The 19,091-nt window shown below is 69.7% G+C and carries 17 protein-coding genes; 5 read left to right on the top strand and 12 right to left on the bottom strand.

The features are described from left to right. The 4 genes from D7Y04_RS45375 to D7Y04_RS00835 form a co-directional block, all read right to left on the bottom strand. Window positions 1–897: imm11 family protein (locus tag D7Y04_RS45375; protein ID WP_368666414.1), on the bottom strand; the 897-nt coding region annotated here is incomplete at its 3' end. 224 nt (window positions 898–1,121) lie between these two features. Further along, entirely contained in the window at window positions 1,122–1,520 is a 399-nt protein-coding gene (locus D7Y04_RS00845; RefSeq protein WP_120599330.1) for an STAS/SEC14 domain-containing protein, read from the bottom strand. Window positions 1,521–1,604: 84 nt separating this feature from the next. Then, the gene (locus tag D7Y04_RS00840; RefSeq protein WP_120599329.1) at window positions 1,605–2,096 is read right to left on the bottom strand and encodes a CinA family protein; all 492 of its coding nucleotides are present in this window, start codon (window positions 2,094–2,096) and stop codon (window positions 1,605–1,607) included. After that, entirely contained in the window at window positions 2,093–3,202 is a 1,110-nt protein-coding gene (locus D7Y04_RS00835; RefSeq protein WP_120599328.1) for a GRAS family protein, read from the bottom strand. Before D7Y04_RS00835 ends, D7Y04_RS00840 begins: the two co-directional genes overlap by 4 nt. A gap of 410 nt (window positions 3,203–3,612) precedes the next feature. On the opposite strand from D7Y04_RS00835, the gene D7Y04_RS00830 reads away from it, so the two are divergent. The 3 genes from D7Y04_RS00830 (at window position 3,613) to D7Y04_RS00820 (ending at window position 8,334) form a co-directional block, all read left to right on the top strand. Beyond that, window positions 3,613–6,393 (top strand): TonB-dependent receptor domain-containing protein, encoded by a 2,781-nt coding sequence (locus D7Y04_RS00830; RefSeq protein WP_121758027.1) that lies wholly within the window; start codon window positions 3,613–3,615, stop codon window positions 6,391–6,393. Between the two features lies 1 nt (window position 6,394). Beyond that, a complete protein-coding gene (locus D7Y04_RS00825; RefSeq protein ID WP_121758026.1) occupies window positions 6,395–7,672 on the top strand; it encodes a hypothetical protein in 1,278 nt (425 codons plus the stop codon). A 143-nt stretch (window positions 7,673–7,815) separates the two neighbouring features. Continuing rightward, window positions 7,816–8,334 carry a hypothetical protein gene (locus D7Y04_RS00820; RefSeq protein ID WP_120598779.1) on the top strand — a complete coding sequence of 173 codons (519 nt, stop codon included), beginning with the start codon at window positions 7,816–7,818 and terminating at the stop codon, window positions 8,332–8,334. Here the strand turns inward: D7Y04_RS00820 and D7Y04_RS00815 are convergent. The 5 genes from D7Y04_RS00815 to D7Y04_RS00795 form a co-directional block, all read right to left on the bottom strand. Continuing rightward, entirely contained in the window at window positions 8,303–9,613 is a 1,311-nt protein-coding gene (locus D7Y04_RS00815; RefSeq protein ID WP_121759225.1) for a PAS domain-containing sensor histidine kinase, read from the bottom strand. The two genes, D7Y04_RS00820 and D7Y04_RS00815, sit on opposite strands and share 32 nt — an antisense overlap. 89 nt (window positions 9,614–9,702) lie before the next feature. Beyond that, the gene (locus D7Y04_RS00810; RefSeq protein WP_233601207.1) at window positions 9,703–11,109 is read right to left on the bottom strand and encodes a sigma-54 dependent transcriptional regulator; all 1,407 of its coding nucleotides are present in this window, start codon (window positions 11,107–11,109) and stop codon (window positions 9,703–9,705) included. 42 nt (window positions 11,110–11,151) lie between these two features. Next, window positions 11,152–13,572: an ABC transporter permease gene (locus tag D7Y04_RS00805; RefSeq protein WP_121758025.1), complete on the bottom strand. Its 2,421-nt coding sequence runs from the start codon at window positions 13,570–13,572 to the stop codon at window positions 11,152–11,154. 16 nt (window positions 13,573–13,588) lie between these two features. Next, on the bottom strand, window positions 13,589–14,332 hold the full coding sequence (locus D7Y04_RS00800; RefSeq protein ID WP_370457097.1) for an ABC transporter ATP-binding protein: 744 nt from the start codon (window positions 14,330–14,332) through the stop codon (window positions 13,589–13,591). Continuing rightward, window positions 14,332–15,576 carry an HlyD family secretion protein gene (locus D7Y04_RS00795; protein WP_121759224.1) on the bottom strand — a complete coding sequence of 415 codons (1,245 nt, stop codon included), beginning with the start codon at window positions 15,574–15,576 and terminating at the stop codon, window positions 14,332–14,334. The genes D7Y04_RS00800 and D7Y04_RS00795 overlap by 1 nt, the downstream gene beginning before the upstream one ends. Window positions 15,577–15,794: 218 nt before the next feature. On the opposite strand from D7Y04_RS00795, the gene D7Y04_RS00790 reads away from it, so the two are divergent. Further along, window positions 15,795–16,883 carry a hypothetical protein gene (locus tag D7Y04_RS00790; RefSeq protein ID WP_121758024.1) on the top strand — a complete coding sequence of 363 codons (1,089 nt, stop codon included), beginning with the start codon at window positions 15,795–15,797 and terminating at the stop codon, window positions 16,881–16,883. Between the two features lie 49 nt (window positions 16,884–16,932). Here the strand turns inward: D7Y04_RS00790 and D7Y04_RS00785 are convergent, their stop codons facing one another. Beyond that, window positions 16,933–17,259, bottom strand: coding sequence for a helix-turn-helix domain-containing protein (locus tag D7Y04_RS00785; protein ID WP_120598784.1), 327 nt, complete (start codon window positions 17,257–17,259; stop codon window positions 16,933–16,935). A gap of 141 nt (window positions 17,260–17,400) precedes the next feature. Between D7Y04_RS00785 and D7Y04_RS00780 the strand changes: the two genes are divergently transcribed. Continuing rightward, window positions 17,401–17,718 carry a hypothetical protein gene (locus tag D7Y04_RS00780; RefSeq protein WP_147477016.1) on the top strand — a complete coding sequence of 106 codons (318 nt, stop codon included), beginning with the start codon at window positions 17,401–17,403 and terminating at the stop codon, window positions 17,716–17,718. A 37-nt stretch (window positions 17,719–17,755) separates the two neighbouring features. On the opposite strand, the gene D7Y04_RS00775 is transcribed toward D7Y04_RS00780, so the two are convergent. Next, on the bottom strand, window positions 17,756–18,325 hold the full coding sequence (locus D7Y04_RS00775; protein WP_121758022.1) for a hypothetical protein: 570 nt from the start codon (window positions 18,323–18,325) through the stop codon (window positions 17,756–17,758). A gap of 15 nt (window positions 18,326–18,340) precedes the next feature. Next, the gene (locus D7Y04_RS00770; RefSeq protein ID WP_120598787.1) at window positions 18,341–18,943 is read right to left on the bottom strand and encodes a hypothetical protein; all 603 of its coding nucleotides are present in this window, start codon (window positions 18,941–18,943) and stop codon (window positions 18,341–18,343) included. Window positions 18,944–19,091: the final 148 nt, after the last annotated feature.

Here is a 19,091-nt window from a genome sequence, read left to right as displayed (position 1 = left end):
CAGGTGTTCGTGGCCTACGAGCTCGTTGGCGATTCGCTCCAGCAGAAGCTGCTGCCAGCTCTTCGCCACGTTCTCCACGGACTCGTCGGTTTCGAGCGCGAGCTCCAGGCCGAAGCCTACTGAGGGCTCTGCCTGGTCAGCGAAGAAGTTGGAGAGACCGTCCGTCACGAAGAGCGTTCGGCCCCCGGGGCGATGGATGACGCGCCAGAGCTCGCTCCTTGCCGGCCAACCGCCTCCGACGACGATGGGGATGACGAAGTTGTCGTCCATGGCGCCCAGCGTGCGCCAGAAGGCTTCACGGGGTTTCGTGGACCGTTCGTAGAGGTCACTGAGTTTGCGGCGATGCGCACGCGCCTCGGGACTGATTTCGCTGGGGCCCATGACCCCTGAGAACTTCACCCCTGTCACGTTCGCGCGCTCCAACGCCTCCTTGATGTCCTCGGAAACGATGAGCGCAAGGGTCCGGCCCCAGGGACGGAATACCTTTGTGTCCCCCACTTTCGTCACGTCAATGCGCATGCCGGAGACGGCGCGGTACTCGTCCACCTTCTCGGGTTGGCCGTCCTCCGGCTTCCAATCCAGCACCTCTGTCGTCTGCTGTTCGTCGATGCATCGGATGTTCCGAGTCGCGACGAGCAGGCAATACGGCTCGGTCTCCCCATCGACATCCACGGGAATGAGCTGTACGTCCTCGGGCGCCAGTGTCTGAAAGATGTTCGCGACTCGCTGATGAACGACAGGAGCCCCACCTACGCCCGCGTGGGAGAACTCGAGCGAGGTTCCTGGGTGATAGATGGGAATCCGGAGTCGCTCCTCCACTCGCACCGGACGGCCATCCGCGAATTGCCAGGGGTCATCGACCTCATTCCCCTGTGAGTTCCTGGGATCGTCGAGCATCCAGCGGGTCTGGATGCCCATGTCATCGCGAAGACCGAAATACCGTCCCGGCATAGGGGCTCCTGGTCGCCGTCCAGCGCCACGGGTCGCGTGTCCGTGCGCGGCGTGTGCTCACGCGCCCGGCCTTCTCCCGTGTCCAACCGCCAGGTCCGTGACGTCGCGCGGCCCGTCACGAACAACACCCACAGCACGCACCACCCGCGCGCTGGCATGTTCGTTTCCGCTCAGCCCCGCAGCGTCACTCCCAGCTCCGCGTCTCCGTGCTTCAGCCAGGTCCTTGCCGCGGACTCCTGCCAGAAACGGCGGAGGATCTTGTCCGTCCCGCTTCCGGACGCCACCCGGTTCAACTGCAACGCGACAATCTGGTTCTGCACCAACTCCGCCACCCGCGTCACCCCGGAGCGCAGCCCGTACTCCTGCACCCTCCGGATGAGATCCGCCGCCTCCGGCGACGCAGGCCGGAACGTTCGCAGGTCCGCTTCGATCTTGATGGCCTGCCCCGCCACTTCATCCGTCGCGGCGCGCAGGTCCTCCACGAAGCGCTGCATCTCCTCCAGCCGGATGTAGCCCTCCAGCGCGAAGCTCACGATGGATTCCGCCCGGTCCACGTCGATTCGATACATCGAGGCCCCCTTCGTGAGACTGCGTCAAACCTTCTCCCCCATCACGCGTCCACGTGCCAACGTCCGGAGGGATGAGTCCCCTATTCAGGACTCCACTCCCACTTGCTCCAGAAGGAGGGCCAGCCCTCGCGCCGCCGCTGCATGCCGCACCTGCCGCCGGTCCCCTTCGAACCGGTGACGCTCCACCACCGCGGCCCTCCCGCGCCGCTGTACCGCGATGAACACCAGCCCCACCGGCTTCGTCTCCGTCCCTCCCCCGGGCCCCGCGATGCCTGTCTCCGCCACCGCCCAGTCCGCCCACGAACGCTCCAGCGCCCCCGCGGCCATCGCGCCCACCGCCTCCGCGCTCACCGAGCCGTGCGCCTGCAACAACGCCAGCGGCACTCCCAGTTGCTCTCCCTTCGACTCGTTCGAATACGGCACGAACCCTCGCTCCACCACAGCTGATGCCCCCGGCACCTCCGTCAGCGCCGCCGTCATCAGCCCTCCCGTACACGCCTCCGCCAATGCCAGCCGAACCCCGGCCTCACGGCACCTCGCGATGACCTTCGGCGCCAACGCATCCAGGTCGCTCACGCGCCGTCTCCCGGCACCGCCGCCAGCACCGACACCAGCACGTCGCCCCGGAAGGTGATGCCCACCGTGCCCTCCTCCACGCACAGCCCCACCGCCGGGTGCACGTCCGCCGGACACACCGCCTCCAGCCCTCCCCTCGGCGCAAAGCCTGCTCGCTGCAACCGCTCCCACCAGGCAATCGCCGGCTCGTGGCGCTCACACCGCTCCGATTCGTTCACCGTGCCCACGATGTCATCCACCTCCCGGCCGAAGAACCGCTTGATGGCGCGACGCTCCGCGCTCGGTATCTCCAACGTATCCAGCAACTGGAACACGCGGGAGAAGTGATTCCACGCGTTCTTCAATCGCTCACGCGCCGGTGCTCGGTGGTGATCCACGTGGGGCTCGCACATCACCACGCCCACCGGGCCCAACGACGCAAGCCTCGCCAGCACCGCGTCGCGTGCCTCCATGCCTGACGTCTCCTTCTCCGCCACGTGGTGCAGCGCGAATGCCGCGTTCACCACCAGCGGCCGGCGCACGGCTCGCAACGCCGCCCATGTCGCCACGTCCAGGTCCTCCACCGGCGACTCCAGCTTCACGAACTCAAGCGACAGCCCCACCTCGTCCGCCACCGCCAGCACCGCGTCACGCGCCTCCACCAGGCTCGTGCCGCTGGGGTCCACTCCCACCACTGTCAGGTGCCGGGGCAGTGCTCCCGCCCTCGCCAGTGCTCGCAGCAGGTTGCACACCTGCCTCCCCTGCCCGATGCCCACGTCCAGCAGCGTCGGCTCCGCGTGCCCTCGCAGGAAGTCCGCGAGCAGCGCGTTCGCCACCGCATCCGCCGCCGACGCCAGCGGCAGGTGCTTCATCAACCGCCGGAACAACTCAATCTGTGGCGCGCCTCCGTCCACCTCCGACGCCCGGTACGGATGCAGCGCCCCCGTCGCCCCCTCCAGCCGGCGCGACAACGCGGTGGCGAACACGGCGTAGTTCTCGTCATCGGGAATGCGCTCCGCGTCCAGCAACCGATAGAGCGCGGCCAGCGCTTCGACCGCTTCTATCGTTCGCGATGACAACGCATGGTCCATCGCCCGGAGCAGCAGTTCGTCCTTCGGAGTCCGCATGCGCCCTCCCCGCGGAACCCTGGCCGTGGCTTCCGCTCGACATGAAAAAGTGTAACGACCGCCCGTGGCGCGGCTCCAGGGGGCGGCACCTCGGGACAGAGGGCCGTGCGCGTTCGCACAGCGCGCCGCCCTCGGGGACGGAGTGGCGCGGCTCGGGGAGAATGGCGGGGGATTCGAGCGGCCCGGCGACTCCTGGCACGGCATCCAATAGACTTCGCGTGAAAAGGCGCCGCCGGGATTCGCCTCCGGTCCGTATGCCCTGCGTGAACCGACTTCCGCCACGGGCCGGGGAAGTCCTGGGCGTCTTGAGCCGAATCCATGAACGCATGCAGTGTCCTCGCCGGGCCGGAGCACTCCGGCGCCAGCGCGGGTGTCACTTTCGCGGGGGTCCGGTGTTGAAGCGCCCGCCCATGTTCCTCCCCCGTGCCGCCCCCCTGGCGCTGACGCTCGTGCTCCTGTCCGCATCGACCGCCCTCGCGCAGGGCGTGCCCTCATCCACCAGCGAGCCTCGCGCCGTGGAGGTGGACGTCCACGCCACCGACGCCGGCCAGGCCCTCTCCGCCGAGGACGCCCTCCGCCTGGGCTTCTCTCCGGACGCGGGTGACACGGCGCTCGTGCCGCCCAGCCTCACCGCCGACGCTCCCGCCGCATGGCCGGAAGGACTGGAGGGCACGCCGGGCGAGGTGGAGCTGGAGCTGCTGGTGGACGTGGAAGGCCACGTCGCGGAAGCGAAGGTGGTGCGCGCCGCCGCCGAGCCTCGCCTCACCGACGCGGCGCTCGCCGCGGCCCCGGGCCTGCGCTTCACCCCGGCCACGCTGGCTGGCACTCCCGTGGCCGTGCGCCTGCCCTTCGTCTACCGGTTCACGCCGCCCGTCCAGGTTCCCGCCTCCACCACACGCATCACCGGCGAGGTGCGCGCACGCGGCACGCGTCGCCCGCTACAGGACGCGGCCTTCTTCCTGGACGGCGCGATCCAGCCCGCCACCACCACGGACGCTCGGGGTCTCTTCACGGTGGACGTATCGCCGGGCTCGCACACGCTGGAGGTCCGCGCTCCTGGCCATGCGACGACGGTGTTCACGGAGACGCTGACGCAAGGACAGACGCTCCAGGTCGTCTACCGCCTCCAGCCTCGCGAGGTGAACCCCTACGAAACCGTCGTGCGCGACGAACGCCCACGCACGGAGGTCACCCGCATCAGCCTGCACGAACAGGAGATCCGCGAGGTGCCCGGCACGATGGGTGACCCGTTCCGCGTGGTGATGCTGATGCCGGGCGTGGGCAGCCTCGCGTCAGGCATCAGCTACCCGGTGGTGCGCGGCAGCCAGCCCGCCGCCACGGGCTTCTTCCTGGACGGCGTGCGCATCCCGATGCTGTACCACCTGCTGCTCGGGCCCGCGGTGGTGCACCCGGACTTCATCGACACCGTGGACTTCTACCCGGGCACGCCGCCGGTGCAGTACGGCCGCGTGCTGGGCGGCGCGGTGGAGGGACGCCTCAGCCGCCCTCGCGAGGACCGGCTGCACTTCACCGCGTACGCGGACCTGCTCAACGCGGGCGGCTTCATCGAGCAGCCCTTCGAGTCCACCGGCACCAGCGTCAGCCTGGCGGGCCGCTTCAGCTACTCCGCGCTGCTCATCTCGCTGGCGGCCAATGCCTTGCAGAACTCGGACGCGGAGCGAGTGCGCGCGGGCTTCTGGGACTACCAGGCGCGCGTCGAGCAGAAGGTGGGCAAAGGCCGCCTGCGCCTGTTCGCGCTGGGCAGCTCCGACGACGTGGGCATCTCGCCGGAGCTGCGGGCCGAAGCGGACGGGGCCGGCGTCGTGTCGCGCTTCCACCGCATCGACCTGCGCGGCACGCACCCGGTGGCGGACGGCGAGGGCGAGGTCGGCATCACGCTGGGCTGGGACGGCCTGGGCCTCACCGGCGAGCGGACGCGCGACACCGGTGGCGACCTCTTCCGCGAGAAGGTGGGCGAGTACGGGCTGCGCCAGGCGAGCATCGCCGCGCGCGCGGGGTGGCGCCGCACGCTGACGTCCTCGCTGGACCTGGCCGTGGGCGCGGACGTGGAGCACCGCCGCTCCGCCACCACGCTCATCGGCACCGCGCGGCCTCCGGGCTGGCGGCCCTCCGACGACGCGGATCCGCTCAAGCGGCCCAGCGCGCTGGCCACCTTCTCCGGCGCTTATGCGTCCGTCACGTGGAAGCCCTCGGAAGACTGGGTGGTGACGCCGGGCCTGCGCGTGGATGCGTACCACCTGGTGCCGGGTATGACCTTCACCGCGGTGGAGCCGCGCCTGTCCGTACGCCGCACACTGACGGACACCCTCACGCTCAAGGGCGGCGCGGGCCTGTTCCACCAGCCGCCCACCGTGCTCGTGCACGTGCCCGCGGTCGACACCGCGAGCCTGCGCTACGGCCTCCAGTCCGGCGCGCAGTTCGACGTGGGCGCGGAGTGGAAGGCCTTCGAGGGGCTGGAGCTGAGCGCGGACGCGTACTTCAACCCGCTCTCCCGCGCGGTGGAGTTCGACCTGGTGGACGTGGCGGAGAACCGCCGCCGCCGGGGCGGCCTGGGCGAGGACCCCGCCACCACCGGCTACGCCTACGGCTTCGACCTGATGGCGCGCCATCCGCTGGGCCGCCACTGGTTCGGCTGGGTGTCCTACAGCTTCCTGCAGAGCAAGCGGAAGGCGCGCTTCGCCCGCATCGGCGACGACAACCGCGTGCTGGAGACGGTGGACGGCACCCTGCCCTTCGCCTTCGAGCAGGCGCACACCTTCAACGCCGCGCTCAGCTACAAGTTCGGCAACAACTGGACCGTGGGCACGGTGGTGCACTTCAACACCGGCCGTCCGGAGACGGGGCAGCTCACCTCGCAGACGCAGCGCTGGGTGACGAACGCCGACGGCTCGACGGAATGGGTGCGGCAGGACCTGGACCGCACGCAGCGGCTGGCGCCGTTCTTCCGCGTGGACGCGCGCATCGCGAAGTCGTGGGCCTACCAGGACTTCACCCTGGATGCGTCACTCGACGTGCTCAACCTCTCCGCACAGCAGGAGGTGGTGGCCTACGAGTACCGCTCCGAAGGCGGCGACTACGAGGGCTCCCCCCACAAGGACGTCCGCCCCGTGCGGGTCCCCATGCGCATCCCCGTCATCCTCCCCCTCTTCGGGCTCAAGGCGACCTACTGACATGCGACGCGCACTCGTCACTTCCCTGGGACTGCTGGCCTTCACCACCGCTGGCTGCGACCGCTATCCCGAGGACCCCATCTTCGCGTACGGCCGCGCGCTCCACCGCGACGGCACGCCGCGCTCCGGCGAGACGCTGACCCTGGAGCGGCTGGAGGACGACGTCTTCACGCCGCTCACCACCGCCACCACGGAGGCCTCGGGCGACTTCACCCTGGAGATGCTGTCCGGGGACGCCGTGCGCGAGGAGGACTACTACAGGCGCTCGAACCGCCTGCGGCTGGCGCTGCCGCTGGACGCGGACGGCAGCGGCACCTTCCTCTCGTTCACCCTGCAGGACGACGTGGAGCTGCCCACGCTGAAGCCGTGGGATGCGCGCCCGATCGTGGGCAGCAGCGACCAGGGCCCCACCGTGGCCTTCCCGCCCGCGCCCCCGGCACCTCCCGTGCCGGAGACCGGCGACACGCTGGAGCTGCTCGCCGACGACGGTTCGACGATTCCCCTGCTGCCCACCGCCCCGGAGCCCCTGCTGTGGGTCACGTCCGGCGGCGAGCTGCTCTGGCGGCAGAAGGGCACGGAGTCCCCATGGACGCCGAGCCCGTACGTGCTGGAGGACTTCGCCGAGCCCCAGGTGCGGCTGCGCGCCGCCAGCATGGGCTCGTGGTTGTTCTCTCCGCTGGGCGGTGAATCCAGCTCCGTCTATTTCCGGCAGGAATGGCGCACCGGCGCCGAACCGCTGCCCGCAGGGACGCTGCGCCCCATCAGTCGCGGCGCGACGTGCGAGCCGTCCTTTCCGGATGTCTGTCCATGGACGGATGGCCTGCTCACCCCGGTGGACTTCTGGGAGAAGGAGACCGACCCCCGCTTCCACAACGTCGTCATCACCCTGCCCCAGCCGGCCCTGCCGCGCCGCGCGGTGGTGCGCGGGCTGTACTACCTGCAAGGCAGGGGCGGTAAGGATTGGCTCGTCCTGGAGGGCAGTGTTGACGGCGAACAGTGGCAATCCCTGGCGCGCGTCGTACTGCGGGACATGAGCCCGCTGGAGCAGTCCCTGCGCGATGCGACGTTCGGCCTCTACACCGAGCCTGCCGAGGGGGCATCTCCCTATGGGGACGGGATGCTCCGCCTGGGCGTCCAGGAGCCGGTCTTCCAGGACGTGCCCCTCACCCCCACCGGGCCCGTGCGCTTCGTGCGGCTCTCCGTGGAATCCCTGATGTACGACGGTACGGCCCCACCCGCTGAGTTCTATTCCCTCTCCGAACTGTCCATCTTTGAATAGTCATTACGAATGACCATCCAACCCCCGGAAGTTGCTTGTCTGGGTGGAGCCCGGGAGTCCTGCCCAATCAAATAAATCAAGAAATAATGGGCGAACCGTTCTTCTCCTGCAGCACCGCACATTCGTGCCCGAGGAGGGCCCCGATGATTGCGCTGACCTGGACGTATGGGCAGCTCCTCAAGGGATTGACGGAGCGGGTGCGCCGGGTGCTGCTGGTGCAGGTGCTCATCCTGGCGCCGAGCTTCGGGGTGCTGGAGCTGGACCCATGGGGTCCTTCGCACCGAGGGCTTTCCCTGACACGTCTGGCGCTGTGGGGCTGCGCCGTAGGGCTGTTGTGGGCCCTGCACCGGTATGCCTTCGGGCGCTCGCGGGTGGCGTCGTGGCAGCGCGTGGTGTGGGTGACGGCGCTCTGTTGGCTGGGGCAGTGGCTGGGCGGCTTCGTCGCGCTGGAGGCATTGCCGCGCTCGCTCCAGCAGTGGTCCGAGGCGCGGTGGATCCACGTGGGCTTCACGGTGCTGTTCTTCTGGGCGGCGACCGCGCTGCTCTACCGGCTGGCCGCGCCCGTGCCGGAGCCCGAGGCCGTTCCCGCCGCGCCCACGGGCCCCGGGTCCTTGTCCGGCAAGAAGCGCTTCACGCGCGCGGAGCGTCCAGCGGGAGCCTGAGCCTCGCCCGGCAGCCGCGGCCGTCCGTGCGGTTCTCCAGGCGCAGACTGCCTCCGTGCGCTTCGGCGATCTGCCGGCTGAGCGCCAGGCCGATGCCGCTGCCCTGGGGCTTGGTGGTGAAGAAGGGCACGAAGAGGTTCGCGGTGTCCGCGAGGCCGGGGCCTTCATCCTCCACCCAGATCTCCACGGCGCCCGGCGCGTGCACCGACCAGGAAACCCAGACACCGCCCGCGCTCCCTTCCGACAGGACCGCGTCCACGGCGTTGCGCACCAGGTTGATGAGCAGTTGCTCCAGCTGGTCTCCATCTCCGGACACGGTGAGGACGGGGCCCGGGCGCACGGCGACGGGGCGGCGCGGCTCCAGGGCCACCACGCGCCGCACCCAGAGCTCCACTTCGACGGGGCCCAGGGTGGGTGGAGGCAGGCGCGCGAGCCGCGCGTGGGCGGACATGAAGCGGGACAGGGCCTCCGCTCGGCGGGCGATGATGCCCAGGCCGTGACGGGTGTCCTCCTCCCAGTCCGCGGGGCGCGGGACCTGGGCGACGGTGTCTCGGAGGGCGTCCGCGATGGATTGGATGGGGGTGAGGGAGTTGTTGATCTCGTGGCTGAGCACGCGGACCAGCCGGCGCCAGGCTTCGCGTTCTTCCTCGCGCAATGCCAGACGCAGGTCGGTGAGCACGACGAGTTGGTGGGGCTGGCCGCCTTCGCGGAAGGTGCCTCGCCACAGTTCGTAGGGGCCGCCGTCCTGCTGCGCGAAGACACGCGTGAGGCGGCGGGGGGCGGGGCCTTCCAGCAGGTCGCTCCAGCCGAGGGCTTCGGCGCGCTGGCCCAACAGCTGCGCGCGCGGCAGGCCCACGAGCCGGGCGCCCGCGCGGTTCACCAGCTTGAGGGTGCCGGAGGCGTCGAAGGCGAGCACCGCGACGTCGATGGCCTCCATGATCTGGCCCAGCAGCGCGCCGGCCTCCATCGCGCCCAGGCGCTGTTCGCGCAGGGTGTCCCCCAGGGCGTTGACCTCCAGGAGCACCTCACCGAGCGGATCGCCCGCGCGTCCGCCCCTGCCGCGCACGGAGTAGTCCCCTTCGCGCAGGGCGGCCAGCAGGCCCGCGACGGTGTGCAGGGGCCGCACGACGCGCTCGCGGAGCGCCAGACAGGCTCCGGCGTGGATGCCCACCACGAGGACGGACAGCGTCCAGCGCACCTTGGCGGAGAAGTCCCCCGTCCAGAGGAGCGCGAGTGTCACGAGGACCGCGGGCAGTCCCGCGAGGACCGCGAGCCACATCACTCGCAGGTCGTACGGCACGCGTGCCTTGGGTTCGTGCGCATCGTGCTCCGTGATGCGCGGGGCGTGCGGCACCAGGGGACCGCGTTTCACCTTGCGCCCTTGATGCCGTAGTACTGGAGCCGCCGGTAGAGCGCGCTGCGCGACAGGCCCAGCGCCTTCGCTGCTTCGCTCACGTTGCCGTCATGCCGGCCGAGGGCGCGCTCGATGAGGTAGCGCTCCACCTCCTCCAGCGTCATCTCCTCCAGGCGCGTGCTGCCTCCGCCCGGCGGGCCCATCCGCTTGAGCAGCAGGTCCTCCGCCTCCACGCGGTCCCCCACCGCCATCAGCAGCGCGCGCTCCACCGCGTGCTCCAGCTCGCGCACGTTGCCCGGCCACGGGTACGCGATGAGCGCCTCCATTGCTCCTGGTGCCAGGTGGATGTTGGGACGGCCGTAGCGCTGCCCCTGCGCCGCCAGGAAGTGCGTCGCGAGCAACGGGATGTCCTCGCGCCGCTCCCGCAGAGGCGGCAGCTGCACCTCCACCGTGTTGAGCCGGTAGAGCAGGTCCTCGCGGAAGCGGCCCTCCGCCGCCGCCCGGCCCAGGTCCACGTTCGTCGCGCTCACCACTCGCACGTCCACGCGCCGCGTCCGTGACGAGCCCACCGGGTGCAACTCCCCCGTCTGGAGCACCCGCAGCAACTTCGCCTGCTGCGTGAGCGGCATGTTCCCAATCTCATCCAGGAAGAGCGTGCCGCCGTCCGCCAGTTCGAAGCAGCCGATGCGGTCCGCCTTCGCATCCGTGAAGGCTCCCTTCACGTGACCGAAGAGCTCGCTCTCGAAGACGCCCTCGGACAGGCCGCCGGAGTTCACCGCGACGAAGGGCCGATCCGCGCGCGTGCTCGCCGCGTGGAGGAGCCGCGCCACCACCTCCTTGCCCGTGCCGTGCTCCCCCGTCACCAGCACCGGCGCGGACGACGGCGCCACCCGATCGATGAGCCTGCGCACCGGCAGCATCGCCCGCGATTCGCCCACCAATGGGGAGCGTCCGCCCTGCTCGCGGCGCAGGTGCTGGTTCTCCTCCTCCAGCCTCCGTCCGCGCTTCAACGCTCGGGACAGCTCCAGCTGCGTGCGCAGCGTGGCCAGCAGGCGCGTGTTGTCCCAGGGCTTCTGCACGTAGTCGCGCGCGCCCAGGCGCATCGCCTCCACCGCGCCCTCCACGCTGCCCCACGCCGTCATCACCACCACGGGCAGCAGCGCGTCCCTCGCGCGCAGCTCGCCCAGCAGGTCCAGGCCCTCTCGCCCAGACGTGGTGTCGCGCGCGTAGTTCATGTCCATCAACACCAGGTCCACGTCCTCCGCTTCCAGCGTGGCCTTCACGCCCGCGGGGGACTGCGCGCTCACCACCGTGTAGCCGTCGCGCTTGAGCAACAGCCGCAGCGCCTCCAGCACGTCCGGCTGGTCGTCGGCCACGAGGATGCGGGTGGTACGCGGAGAGGCAGCGATGGGTTCGGACACGGAGGTCGCCACGGTTCGGAACTGTGCCAGAAAGGAGGGAGGTCAGTCGGCCCGGAGCGCGATGATGGGGTCCACGCGCGTCGCCCGTCGAGCCGGCAGCCACGACGCCCCCAGCGCCACCCCGGTCAGCAGCAGCGCGACCCCGCCGAACGTCCATGGGTCGTCCACCGACACGCCATACAGCAGCGACCCCAACAGCCGCGCCAGTCCCAAGGACAGGCACAGCCCCACCGCCACGCCCGTGAGCGACAGCCGCAGGCCCTGCGCCAGCACCAGCCGCAGCACGTCGCCTCGCGCCGCGCCCAATGCCATGCGGATGCCCAGCTCCCGCGTGCGCTGCGTCACCGAGAAGGCGATGACGCCCGACAGCCCCAGCGCCGCGAGCAGCAGCGCGACGCCCGCGAACAGGCCCATCACCAGCGCGGACAACCGCCGGGGGCCCGTGGACTGGTCCATCCGGTGCGTGAGCGAGGACACGTCGAACAGCGGCAGGTCCGCGTCCACCGCGCGCACCTCCGCCTCCACCTGGGCGCGCAAGGCCTCCGGGTCCCCGGACTTCACGCGCACCGCCAGGCCCATGTACACGGACGGCAGCTGCGACAGCGAGTAGTACGCCGCCGGGCGCGCCGGCACGTCCAGGCCCCACTCGCGCAGGTCGTCCACGACGCCCACCACCGTGGTCCACTGCATGTCCTGGCCGTGCAGCTTCAACCGCTGCCCCAGCGCGTCGCCCTTCGGCCAGAAGAGGTCCGCGAAGGAGCGGTTGATGACCACCGCCCAGGGCGCGTCCGGCCCATCCGAGTCCGCCAGCAACCGGCCCTGCCGCAGGTGGACGCGCAACGCGTGCAGGTAGCCCGGCGTAGCGGCGCGGAACTCCACCGCCTTCCACAGTTCGCCCTGCTGGCGCGGGCGCCCGTCGATGTCGAAGCTGTTGTCCATGGCGCCCCCCAGCGGGAGCACGTTCGTCAGCCCCGCGGACTCCACGCCCGGCAGCGACTGGAGCCGGGGCAACAGGACTTGGAGGAAGGCCGCCTGCTTCGGCCTGTCCGGGTACTGCACCTTCGGCAGCGCGAGCGCCCCGGTGAGCACGCCGTCGGACTCGAAGCCCGCGTCCACGCGCTGGAGCGCGAGGAAGCTCTTCACGAACAGGCCCGCGCCCACCAGCAACACCAGCGCGAGCGACACCTGTGCCACCACCAGCGCGGCGCGCAGCCGGCTCGTGCGGTGGCTTCCCGTGGCGCGTGCGCCTTCACGCATCGCCGCATGCAGGTCCACGCGGCTGGCCTGGAGCGCGGGCACCAGACCGAAGAGCACGCCCGTGAGCACCGACACCGCCAACGTGAAGAGCACGGAGGCCACGTCCAGCTTCACGCCATGGGCGCGCGGCAGGCCCTCACCCACCGTGGCCACCAGCGCGTCCGTGCCCCAGAGCGCCAGCAGCAGCCCCACCGCGCCCGCCACCAGCGACAGCACCAGGCTCTCCGTGAGGAATTGCGCCACCAGCCGCATCCGGCCCGCGCCCAGCGCCGCGCGGATGGACACCTCGCGGCCTCGCGACACCGCCCTCGCGAGCAGCAGGTTGGCCACGCTGGAGCACGCCACCAGCAGCACGAAGCCCACCGCGCCCCAGAGCAGCCACAGCGTCTCGCGGACGCTGCCCACCACGTGGTCCTCCAGCGACTTCACGCTCATGGACCACCCCGCCTGCTTGTACTGGTCCACCAGGTCCGCCGAGCGCGCGTTGCCCATGCGCACCAGGTCCGCTCGCGCCGCGTCCAGCGTCATGCCCGGCTTGAGCCGCGCCATCACGCTCAGGAAGCGGTTGCCGCGCCGGGACTCTTCCTGCTGCGCCAGCGTGGGAGCGAAGGGCAACACCGCCTCCGTGTCCTCCGGGTAGACGCCACCCGGAGGCAGCACGCCCACCACCGTGTGCGGCACACCGTCCAATCGCAACTCACGCCCCAGCACCTCCGGGTCCTTCGCGAAGTGCGTGCGCCACGCGGCGTCCGTGAGCACGACGACCTGGTCCTGGCCCGGCGTCTCCTCTTCTTGCGTGAAGCCCCGGCCGAGCACCGGCGACACGCCCAGCGTGGGCAGGAACGACGCCGTGGCGATGACGACGCGCAGGCGCCGGGGCGACTCCGCACCGGTGAGCGTCATGTCGTCGGGCCGGAAGGCCGACAGGGACGTGAAGGCCTTCGTGTGCGTGTTCAGGTCCCGGTACTCGGGGATGGAGTTCGACACCTCTTTGAGGCCGAAGGCGTCGAAGTTCGGGGCCAGCAACACCAACCGCTCCGGCTGGGTGAACGGCGGCGGTGTGAGCAGCACGCCCTTCACCACGCTGAACACGGCGCTGTTCGCGCCAATGCCAAGCGCCAGCGTCAGCACCGCCACCGCCACGAAGCCGGGGGCGTTCTTCAGGGAGCGCCACGCGTAGCGCAAGTCACCGAGCAGGTGTTCCATGGCCGTGTCCCCCGCTTCAGCGCAGCTGTTCGTCCTGCACGACACTTCCGTCGAACAGGCTCACCGTGCGCGTGGCGATGCGCGCGTGCGCAGGGTCGTGCGTCACCATGCAGATGGTGGAGCCCGCCTTGTGCAGGTCGGACAACAACTGCATCACCGCCTCGCCGTTCTTCGAGTCCAGGTTACCGGTGGGCTCGTCCGCCAGCAGGATGAGGGGGTCTCCCGCCACGGCGCGCGCCACCGCCACGCGCTGCTGCTGACCGCCGGACAGCTGCCCCGGCAGGTGCCTCGCCCGGTGCGCCATGCCCACGCGCTCCAGGGCCCGCTCCACGCGTTGCTTGCGGTCCTGCGCGGGCAGTCCCCGGTAGGTGAGCGGCAGCTCCACGTTCTCGAAGACGGTCAGGTCGCCGATGAGGTTGAAGCTCTGGAAGATGAAACCGATGTGCTGGTTGCGCACCTTCGCCCGGTCCGTGGGCGACAGCTCCAGCACGCTCCGGCCATCCAGCAGGTAGCTGCCGCGCGTGGCGGTGTCGAGCAGCCCCAGCACCGCGAGCAGCGTGGACTTGCCGGAGCCCGACGGGCCGACAATGGCCACCCATTCGTTCTGGCGGATGGTGAGCTGGATGTTGGAGAGGGCATGCGTCTCCACCTCCTCCGTCTCGAACACCTTGGTGAGCCCGTCGAGTTGGAGCAGCGCCTTGCCCGGCACCGCGCCCGGGACCACGGCCTTCGCATCGCGGTCGTTCGTCATCGTCGTCATCATCGCAGCCTCACGCGCTCCACCGCATCCCACGCGGTCATGTCCGACAGCACCACCTGATCGCCTTCTGAAAGTCCCTGCACAATCTCCACCGCGTTCACCGAGCCGCGGCCCAGCTTCACGGGGATGCGCACCGCCTCGTCGCCTCCGGGCAGCAGCCGGAAGAGCGCCAGCGTGCTCTCCGCCTGGGCTCCCGCCGGACGGCCCACGGACAGCACGTCGTCCAGCCGCTCCAGCTCCACGGTGCCCTCCACGGTGAGGTCCGGCCGGGCTCCCTTGGGCAGCACGTCCGGCAGCGACACCTCCACGCGCACCGTGCCCTGGCTGGCCGCGGGGGCCACTCGCGCCACGGTGCCCTCCACCACGCCGTTGCGCGTGTCCACCTGCGCCTTCAGGCCTGGGAGGATGTCGCGCGCCTGTGTCTCCGCGATTCTCAGCTCCGCCTTGAGCCGCTCCGGCTTCACCACCTTGGCCAGGAGCACTCCGGGCGTCACCCACTGGCCCAACTCCAGTGGCAGCTCCTGGAGCACGCCGTCCTCGCCCGCGAGCACCTTCATGGACTCCACCTGCTGACGGCGGAAGCGCGCCACGGCCTTCAGCCGCTCCACCTGCTCCTGCTGTGAAGCCAGACGCTGGCGAAGGCTCTGGGACATGACGTCCAGGCGCTGGCGCTCCAACTCCAGACGTTGGCCCGCCTCCTGCGCCTTCTCCTGCGCCTGGCGCGTCTCCAGGTCGCCGACGAAAGACTTCTCGAACAGGGCCGTATTGGCCTGGGAGCGGCGGGTGGCGTCGGCGGACTCGACGGTGAGAGTGGCCACGGTGGCCTGCTGGGACAGCCGCTGCGTCTGGAGCAGCTCGCGCAGCTCCAGGAAGTCGCCTTCGGCGCTCGCGAGCTGGCGTTCGGCCTCCAGGGCCTGGAGCTGCACGTCCGGGTTGGACAGCTCCATGAGGAGCGTGCCCGCGGTGACGGTGGCGCCGGGCTTCACGTGGATGCGCTCCACACGGCCGGCGGTGTCGGCGGTGAGCCAGCGGATGGATTCAGGCACCAGCGAGCCGGTGCCCTTCACCTGGCGCACCAGCGGGCCGCGCTTCACCGTGTCCAGCCACACCGAGGCCTTGTCCACGGTGGGCGCGGCGGGGCGCAGCCGGGACAGGCCCACCGTCACCGCCACGAGCGCGGCGAGGCCCAGGGCGGCCAGGAGATAGGGTTTGCGGCGCGGGGCTCGGGCCTTCGGGATGTCCACGCCCCGGGCCATAGCGAGCCGTGTGCCAGGGCTTCGAGCCGGTGCAAGCGCCCGGAAACACGAGAGCGGCGGAGGGGAGGCCAGCGGCGTTGACCGCTTGCGCGAAGAGCGCGTCCCAGGAACGGACACCGCGAAGAAGTGTGCTGGGGGTGAATAGAAACAGCGTCAGGCCGTCTGCTTGCTCGATTCAATTCCCACACAATTTCGAGGAACACCCCATGCGCTCCACCGCCCTGCGGACGCGCGCCGGCATCCTGCTGGCCGCCACCCTGCTGCCCTTCTCCGCCTTCGCTGATGCCCTGTACCTCCAGCTCACGGACGTGGGCAGCGAAGTGGAGACCAGCGGGCTGAACGCGAGCACCGTGGCGGAGCGCACGCGCTACGGCATCGAGGAGGCGCTGAAGAGCGCCACCACGGAAGCCATCCTGATGGACCCCCAGCACGAGGGTTCGCCGGACGTGACGGTGAGCGCGAAGGTGACGCGGGCCGGAGAGAAGTACCGGTTGACGTATCAACTGGCCACGACGCACGCGCCGGTGCTCACCAAGACGCTGTCGTACGACTTCGTCAATCCCAGCCTGAGCGACAAGGGCTCGGTGGTGATGGCGCAGGCGGTGCTGACCGAGGCCCAGAAACTGGATGCCGCGAGCCAGGAGACGCCGGTGGCGACGGGCGAGGTGCCCGCCGCGGCGGACTCGGACTCGCTGGTGTCGGAGCGTTCGAGCAACGACGCGTCCCGTTATGAGGGCATGGCCGGGGACTCGATGGGGCGCGAGACGGAGAGCCCGCAGCTGCCTCCCCGGCGCGGTGGCCGGACGAACCTGGACCTGGGCCTGGCGTTGGGCTTCAACAGCCCCTCCGGCATCTTTGGCGGTGAGCTGGAGTACCGGGTGACGCCCATCCTGGGACTCAACCTGAGCGGCGGCACGGGCGCGTGGGGCTACCGCGTGGGTCCGGTGGCGCGCCTGTATCCGCTGGGCGAGGTGCGCACGAGCCCGTTCCTGGAGGCGGGCATGAGCTTCAACATGGGCACGACGTCGACGACCACGCTCACCATCGGCGACGAGTCCGAGGTGTACACGACGGAGAAGCTGTTCACGCCGGTGGCGACGCTGGCGGTGGGTATGCGTCAGTCGATGGGCCCCATGTACCTGGGCCTGCGCGCGGGCTGGGGCTTCCGCCTGCGTGAGGACAACTGGACCACGTCGGACGGCCGCGACCCGAACCTCTTCGACGCGCTCGATATCGGCACCAGCCAGCACGGCGGATTCCTGTGCAGCGTCACGCTGGGCATGTCGATCTTCTAGCGGTGCTACGGGCGGGGCGCGGGAGCCGGTGAGCCCGCGTCCTGCAACGTCAGGCAGTGATGACCTCCAGATGTCCTGGAGCCCGGGACCGGGGCCGGTCGCGCACGACGATCTGCACATCACTGCCCAGGAGGGTCAGGAAGCGGATCAGTCGCTCCGTCGAAAAGCCCGCCATGCGTCCACGCAGCAGGGCCGAGACCTTGGGCTGATCCACTCCCAGCAGCTTCGCCGCCGCTGCCTGGGTCAACTTCTTCCTGGCAATGATGTCCGCGATCCTCGCCACGAGTTCCGCCTTGGCCAGAGCTTCCTCTGGCTGAGCGACCTCCAGGGCCCGGAAGACATTCCCACTGCTGGCCGTGAACTTCGGTCCGCTCATTCTGGGTCCCCTTTCTCTGTTCGCATCGCAAGACAGATTCAGGGGCACGCCGACCAGTTACTGGCGATCTACGTCCCGGAAACCACACTCCTGGTCTACTGCTCACCTGAGTTTACGGGTCGAGTGGTTGGGGCTGTGCGCTTGCCGCTGCTTCCTGCGGGCAGCGATCCGAAAGACTACAACTTCTTGGACTTCGACGACATGAACCGGTGGCCTGTGGGCTGGCCCTGCGAGGTCGTCGCGGCGCCCCCTGTGACAAAGTGTCCACGCCTTGGAGACCTCGTGGCGGCGGAATTACCGCAGTACACGTTCGCCCAGTACACAGCGATGTTTGAGCACGGCCCGTTCCCTCTTCAAGACAAGATGGCCCGCAGGCTTGAGGCAGCGCTGCTCTCGCAGGAAATGCGCCCGTCGGATCCTCGGCGTGCGCATGCGATTCTCGAACTGAATCGTCGCTGACACAGACTCATCATCATGTCCGGAGGATCAGGCGGCGCTACGGGTGGGGTGCTGGCGCCGGTGAGCCCGCGTCCTGCCAGGAGAGCGGCAGGAACGGGGAGGGCCCGTTGCCCAGCGCATCAAGGGACGCGCCGCCGGGTTCTCCGGGCGTGGAAGGCACACCGGCATCCTCGGGCTTCGCGACATCGGGCTGACCGTCGATGAGCCGCCGGAGGATCCGGCCATCCCGGCGGATGGCGTAGCTCGCGCCGGAGTCCAGCGCGGGATGTGCGCGGCCACAGGCCTTCGGATCTTCATCGATGCGGATGAAGATGACGTCGCCCTGCCGGACGACGCGGTACTGCTGAGATTCCCAGCGGCTTCCACACGACACGGAGGTGTCTCGCGGTGGAAGCAGGTCCCGGGCGACGACGGTGAGTGCTCGCAGCGTGTCGCCATCCAGTTCGTACACCGTGCCTTCGGTCCCCAGTGAGACAGCGGGTTGCGCGAAGAACGGCGGGAAGGCGATGGAGGGGTCCTCCTCGGAGTTCACGGGAGACGGCGCGGTGGCTCTCATGCAGCCCGCCAGCACGAGCGCGGAGGCCAGGATGGAATAGGTCTTCTTCATGAAGGCTCCTGGCGGCTACTTCTCATCGATCCGGTAGTGCGTCTCATCCTGCCAGGTGACCGTACCCAGCACTTCCTGGCGCCATCCACCGCGGACTCCACCGGTCCACTTCTTCAGTTCGCCTGTCACCGGGATGTACTGGAAGAAACCGTCACATGAGGGATGGTCCAGGTCGTCGGAGTTCGAGAAGAACGCGACGATCGAAAGGGGGACCTTCCTTCCTCCCAACTCCATGACCCATCCGTGGACGCGTCCCATGGAGGCGATCATCCGGAGGTCGCCGTCGGAGAGATGTCCCTCATAGGGATGGTTGTGCAGCGCGAAGACGTACTTGAGGCTTCCTGACGGGAACCGGGCGTCATCGACAGTCTCGGGCAGCAGGCAACTGCGTCTGAGGTCCAGGTCGTCCTGCGCTGACTGGTCCGTCAGCATGCTCATCTCGTACTTGCCGACCGGCGTGTAATACAGCCAGGCGCAGTACTCCTTCGAGATGCGCCAGCGGACATTGAAGTCCTGGGCTGCCTTGCGTCCCGCGGTCGCATGGGGCTGGGAAAGAATCACGGGACACGCGGCCATCAACGCATCGGAGAAGGTGTCGAACGGGCCGAAGCCGGGCATCGGTCCCGGAAGACTTGCCAGCCTCTCTCCAGGCCTGCCCCGGACGACACCGGGCGTGGGCTGGGGCGCGGAGCACGACAGGCTCGCGAGCAGCCCTGTCATCCACAACCATCGCCAACGCATGGACATACACCCAGAGTATCCCGTC

This window comes from Corallococcus sp. AB038B, from assembly GCF_003668955.1.
GTDB lineage: Bacteria > Myxococcota > Myxococcia > Myxococcales > Myxococcaceae > Corallococcus > Corallococcus exiguus.
The sequence above is the reverse complement of the archived record's forward strand: the minus strand, read 5'-3'. Positions and strand labels throughout refer to the sequence as shown.

Coding starts and splice junctions, on each gene's coding strand:
- D7Y04_RS00845 (WP_120599330.1), bottom strand. CDS start 1,520: ATGTATCGAATCGACGTGGACCGGGCGGAATCCATCGTGAGCTTCGCG.
- D7Y04_RS00790 (WP_121758024.1), top strand. CDS start 15,795: ATGCGCTCCACCGCCCTGCGGACGCGCGCCGGCATCCTGCTGGCCGCC.
- D7Y04_RS00800 (WP_370457097.1), bottom strand. CDS start 14,332: ATGACGACGATGACGAACGACCGCGATGCGAAGGCCGTGGTCCCGGGC.
- D7Y04_RS00775 (WP_121758022.1), bottom strand. CDS start 18,325: ATGAAGAAGACCTATTCCATCCTGGCCTCCGCGCTCGTGCTGGCGGGC.
- D7Y04_RS00785 (WP_120598784.1), bottom strand. CDS start 17,259: ATGAGCGGACCGAAGTTCACGGCCAGCAGTGGGAATGTCTTCCGGGCC.
- D7Y04_RS00820 (WP_120598779.1), top strand. CDS start 7,816: ATGATTGCGCTGACCTGGACGTATGGGCAGCTCCTCAAGGGATTGACG.
- D7Y04_RS00815 (WP_121759225.1), bottom strand. CDS start 9,613: ATGTGGCTCGCGGTCCTCGCGGGACTGCCCGCGGTCCTCGTGACACTC.
- D7Y04_RS00770 (WP_120598787.1), bottom strand. CDS start 18,943: ATGCCCGGCTTCGGCCCGTTCGACACCTTCTCCGATGCGTTGATGGCC.
- D7Y04_RS00805 (WP_121758025.1), bottom strand. CDS start 13,572: ATGGAACACCTGCTCGGTGACTTGCGCTACGCGTGGCGCTCCCTGAAG.
- D7Y04_RS00830 (WP_121758027.1), top strand. CDS start 3,613: ATGTTCCTCCCCCGTGCCGCCCCCCTGGCGCTGACGCTCGTGCTCCTG.
- D7Y04_RS00825 (WP_121758026.1), top strand. CDS start 6,395: ATGCGACGCGCACTCGTCACTTCCCTGGGACTGCTGGCCTTCACCACC.
- D7Y04_RS00835 (WP_120599328.1), bottom strand. CDS start 3,202: ATGCGGACTCCGAAGGACGAACTGCTGCTCCGGGCGATGGACCATGCG.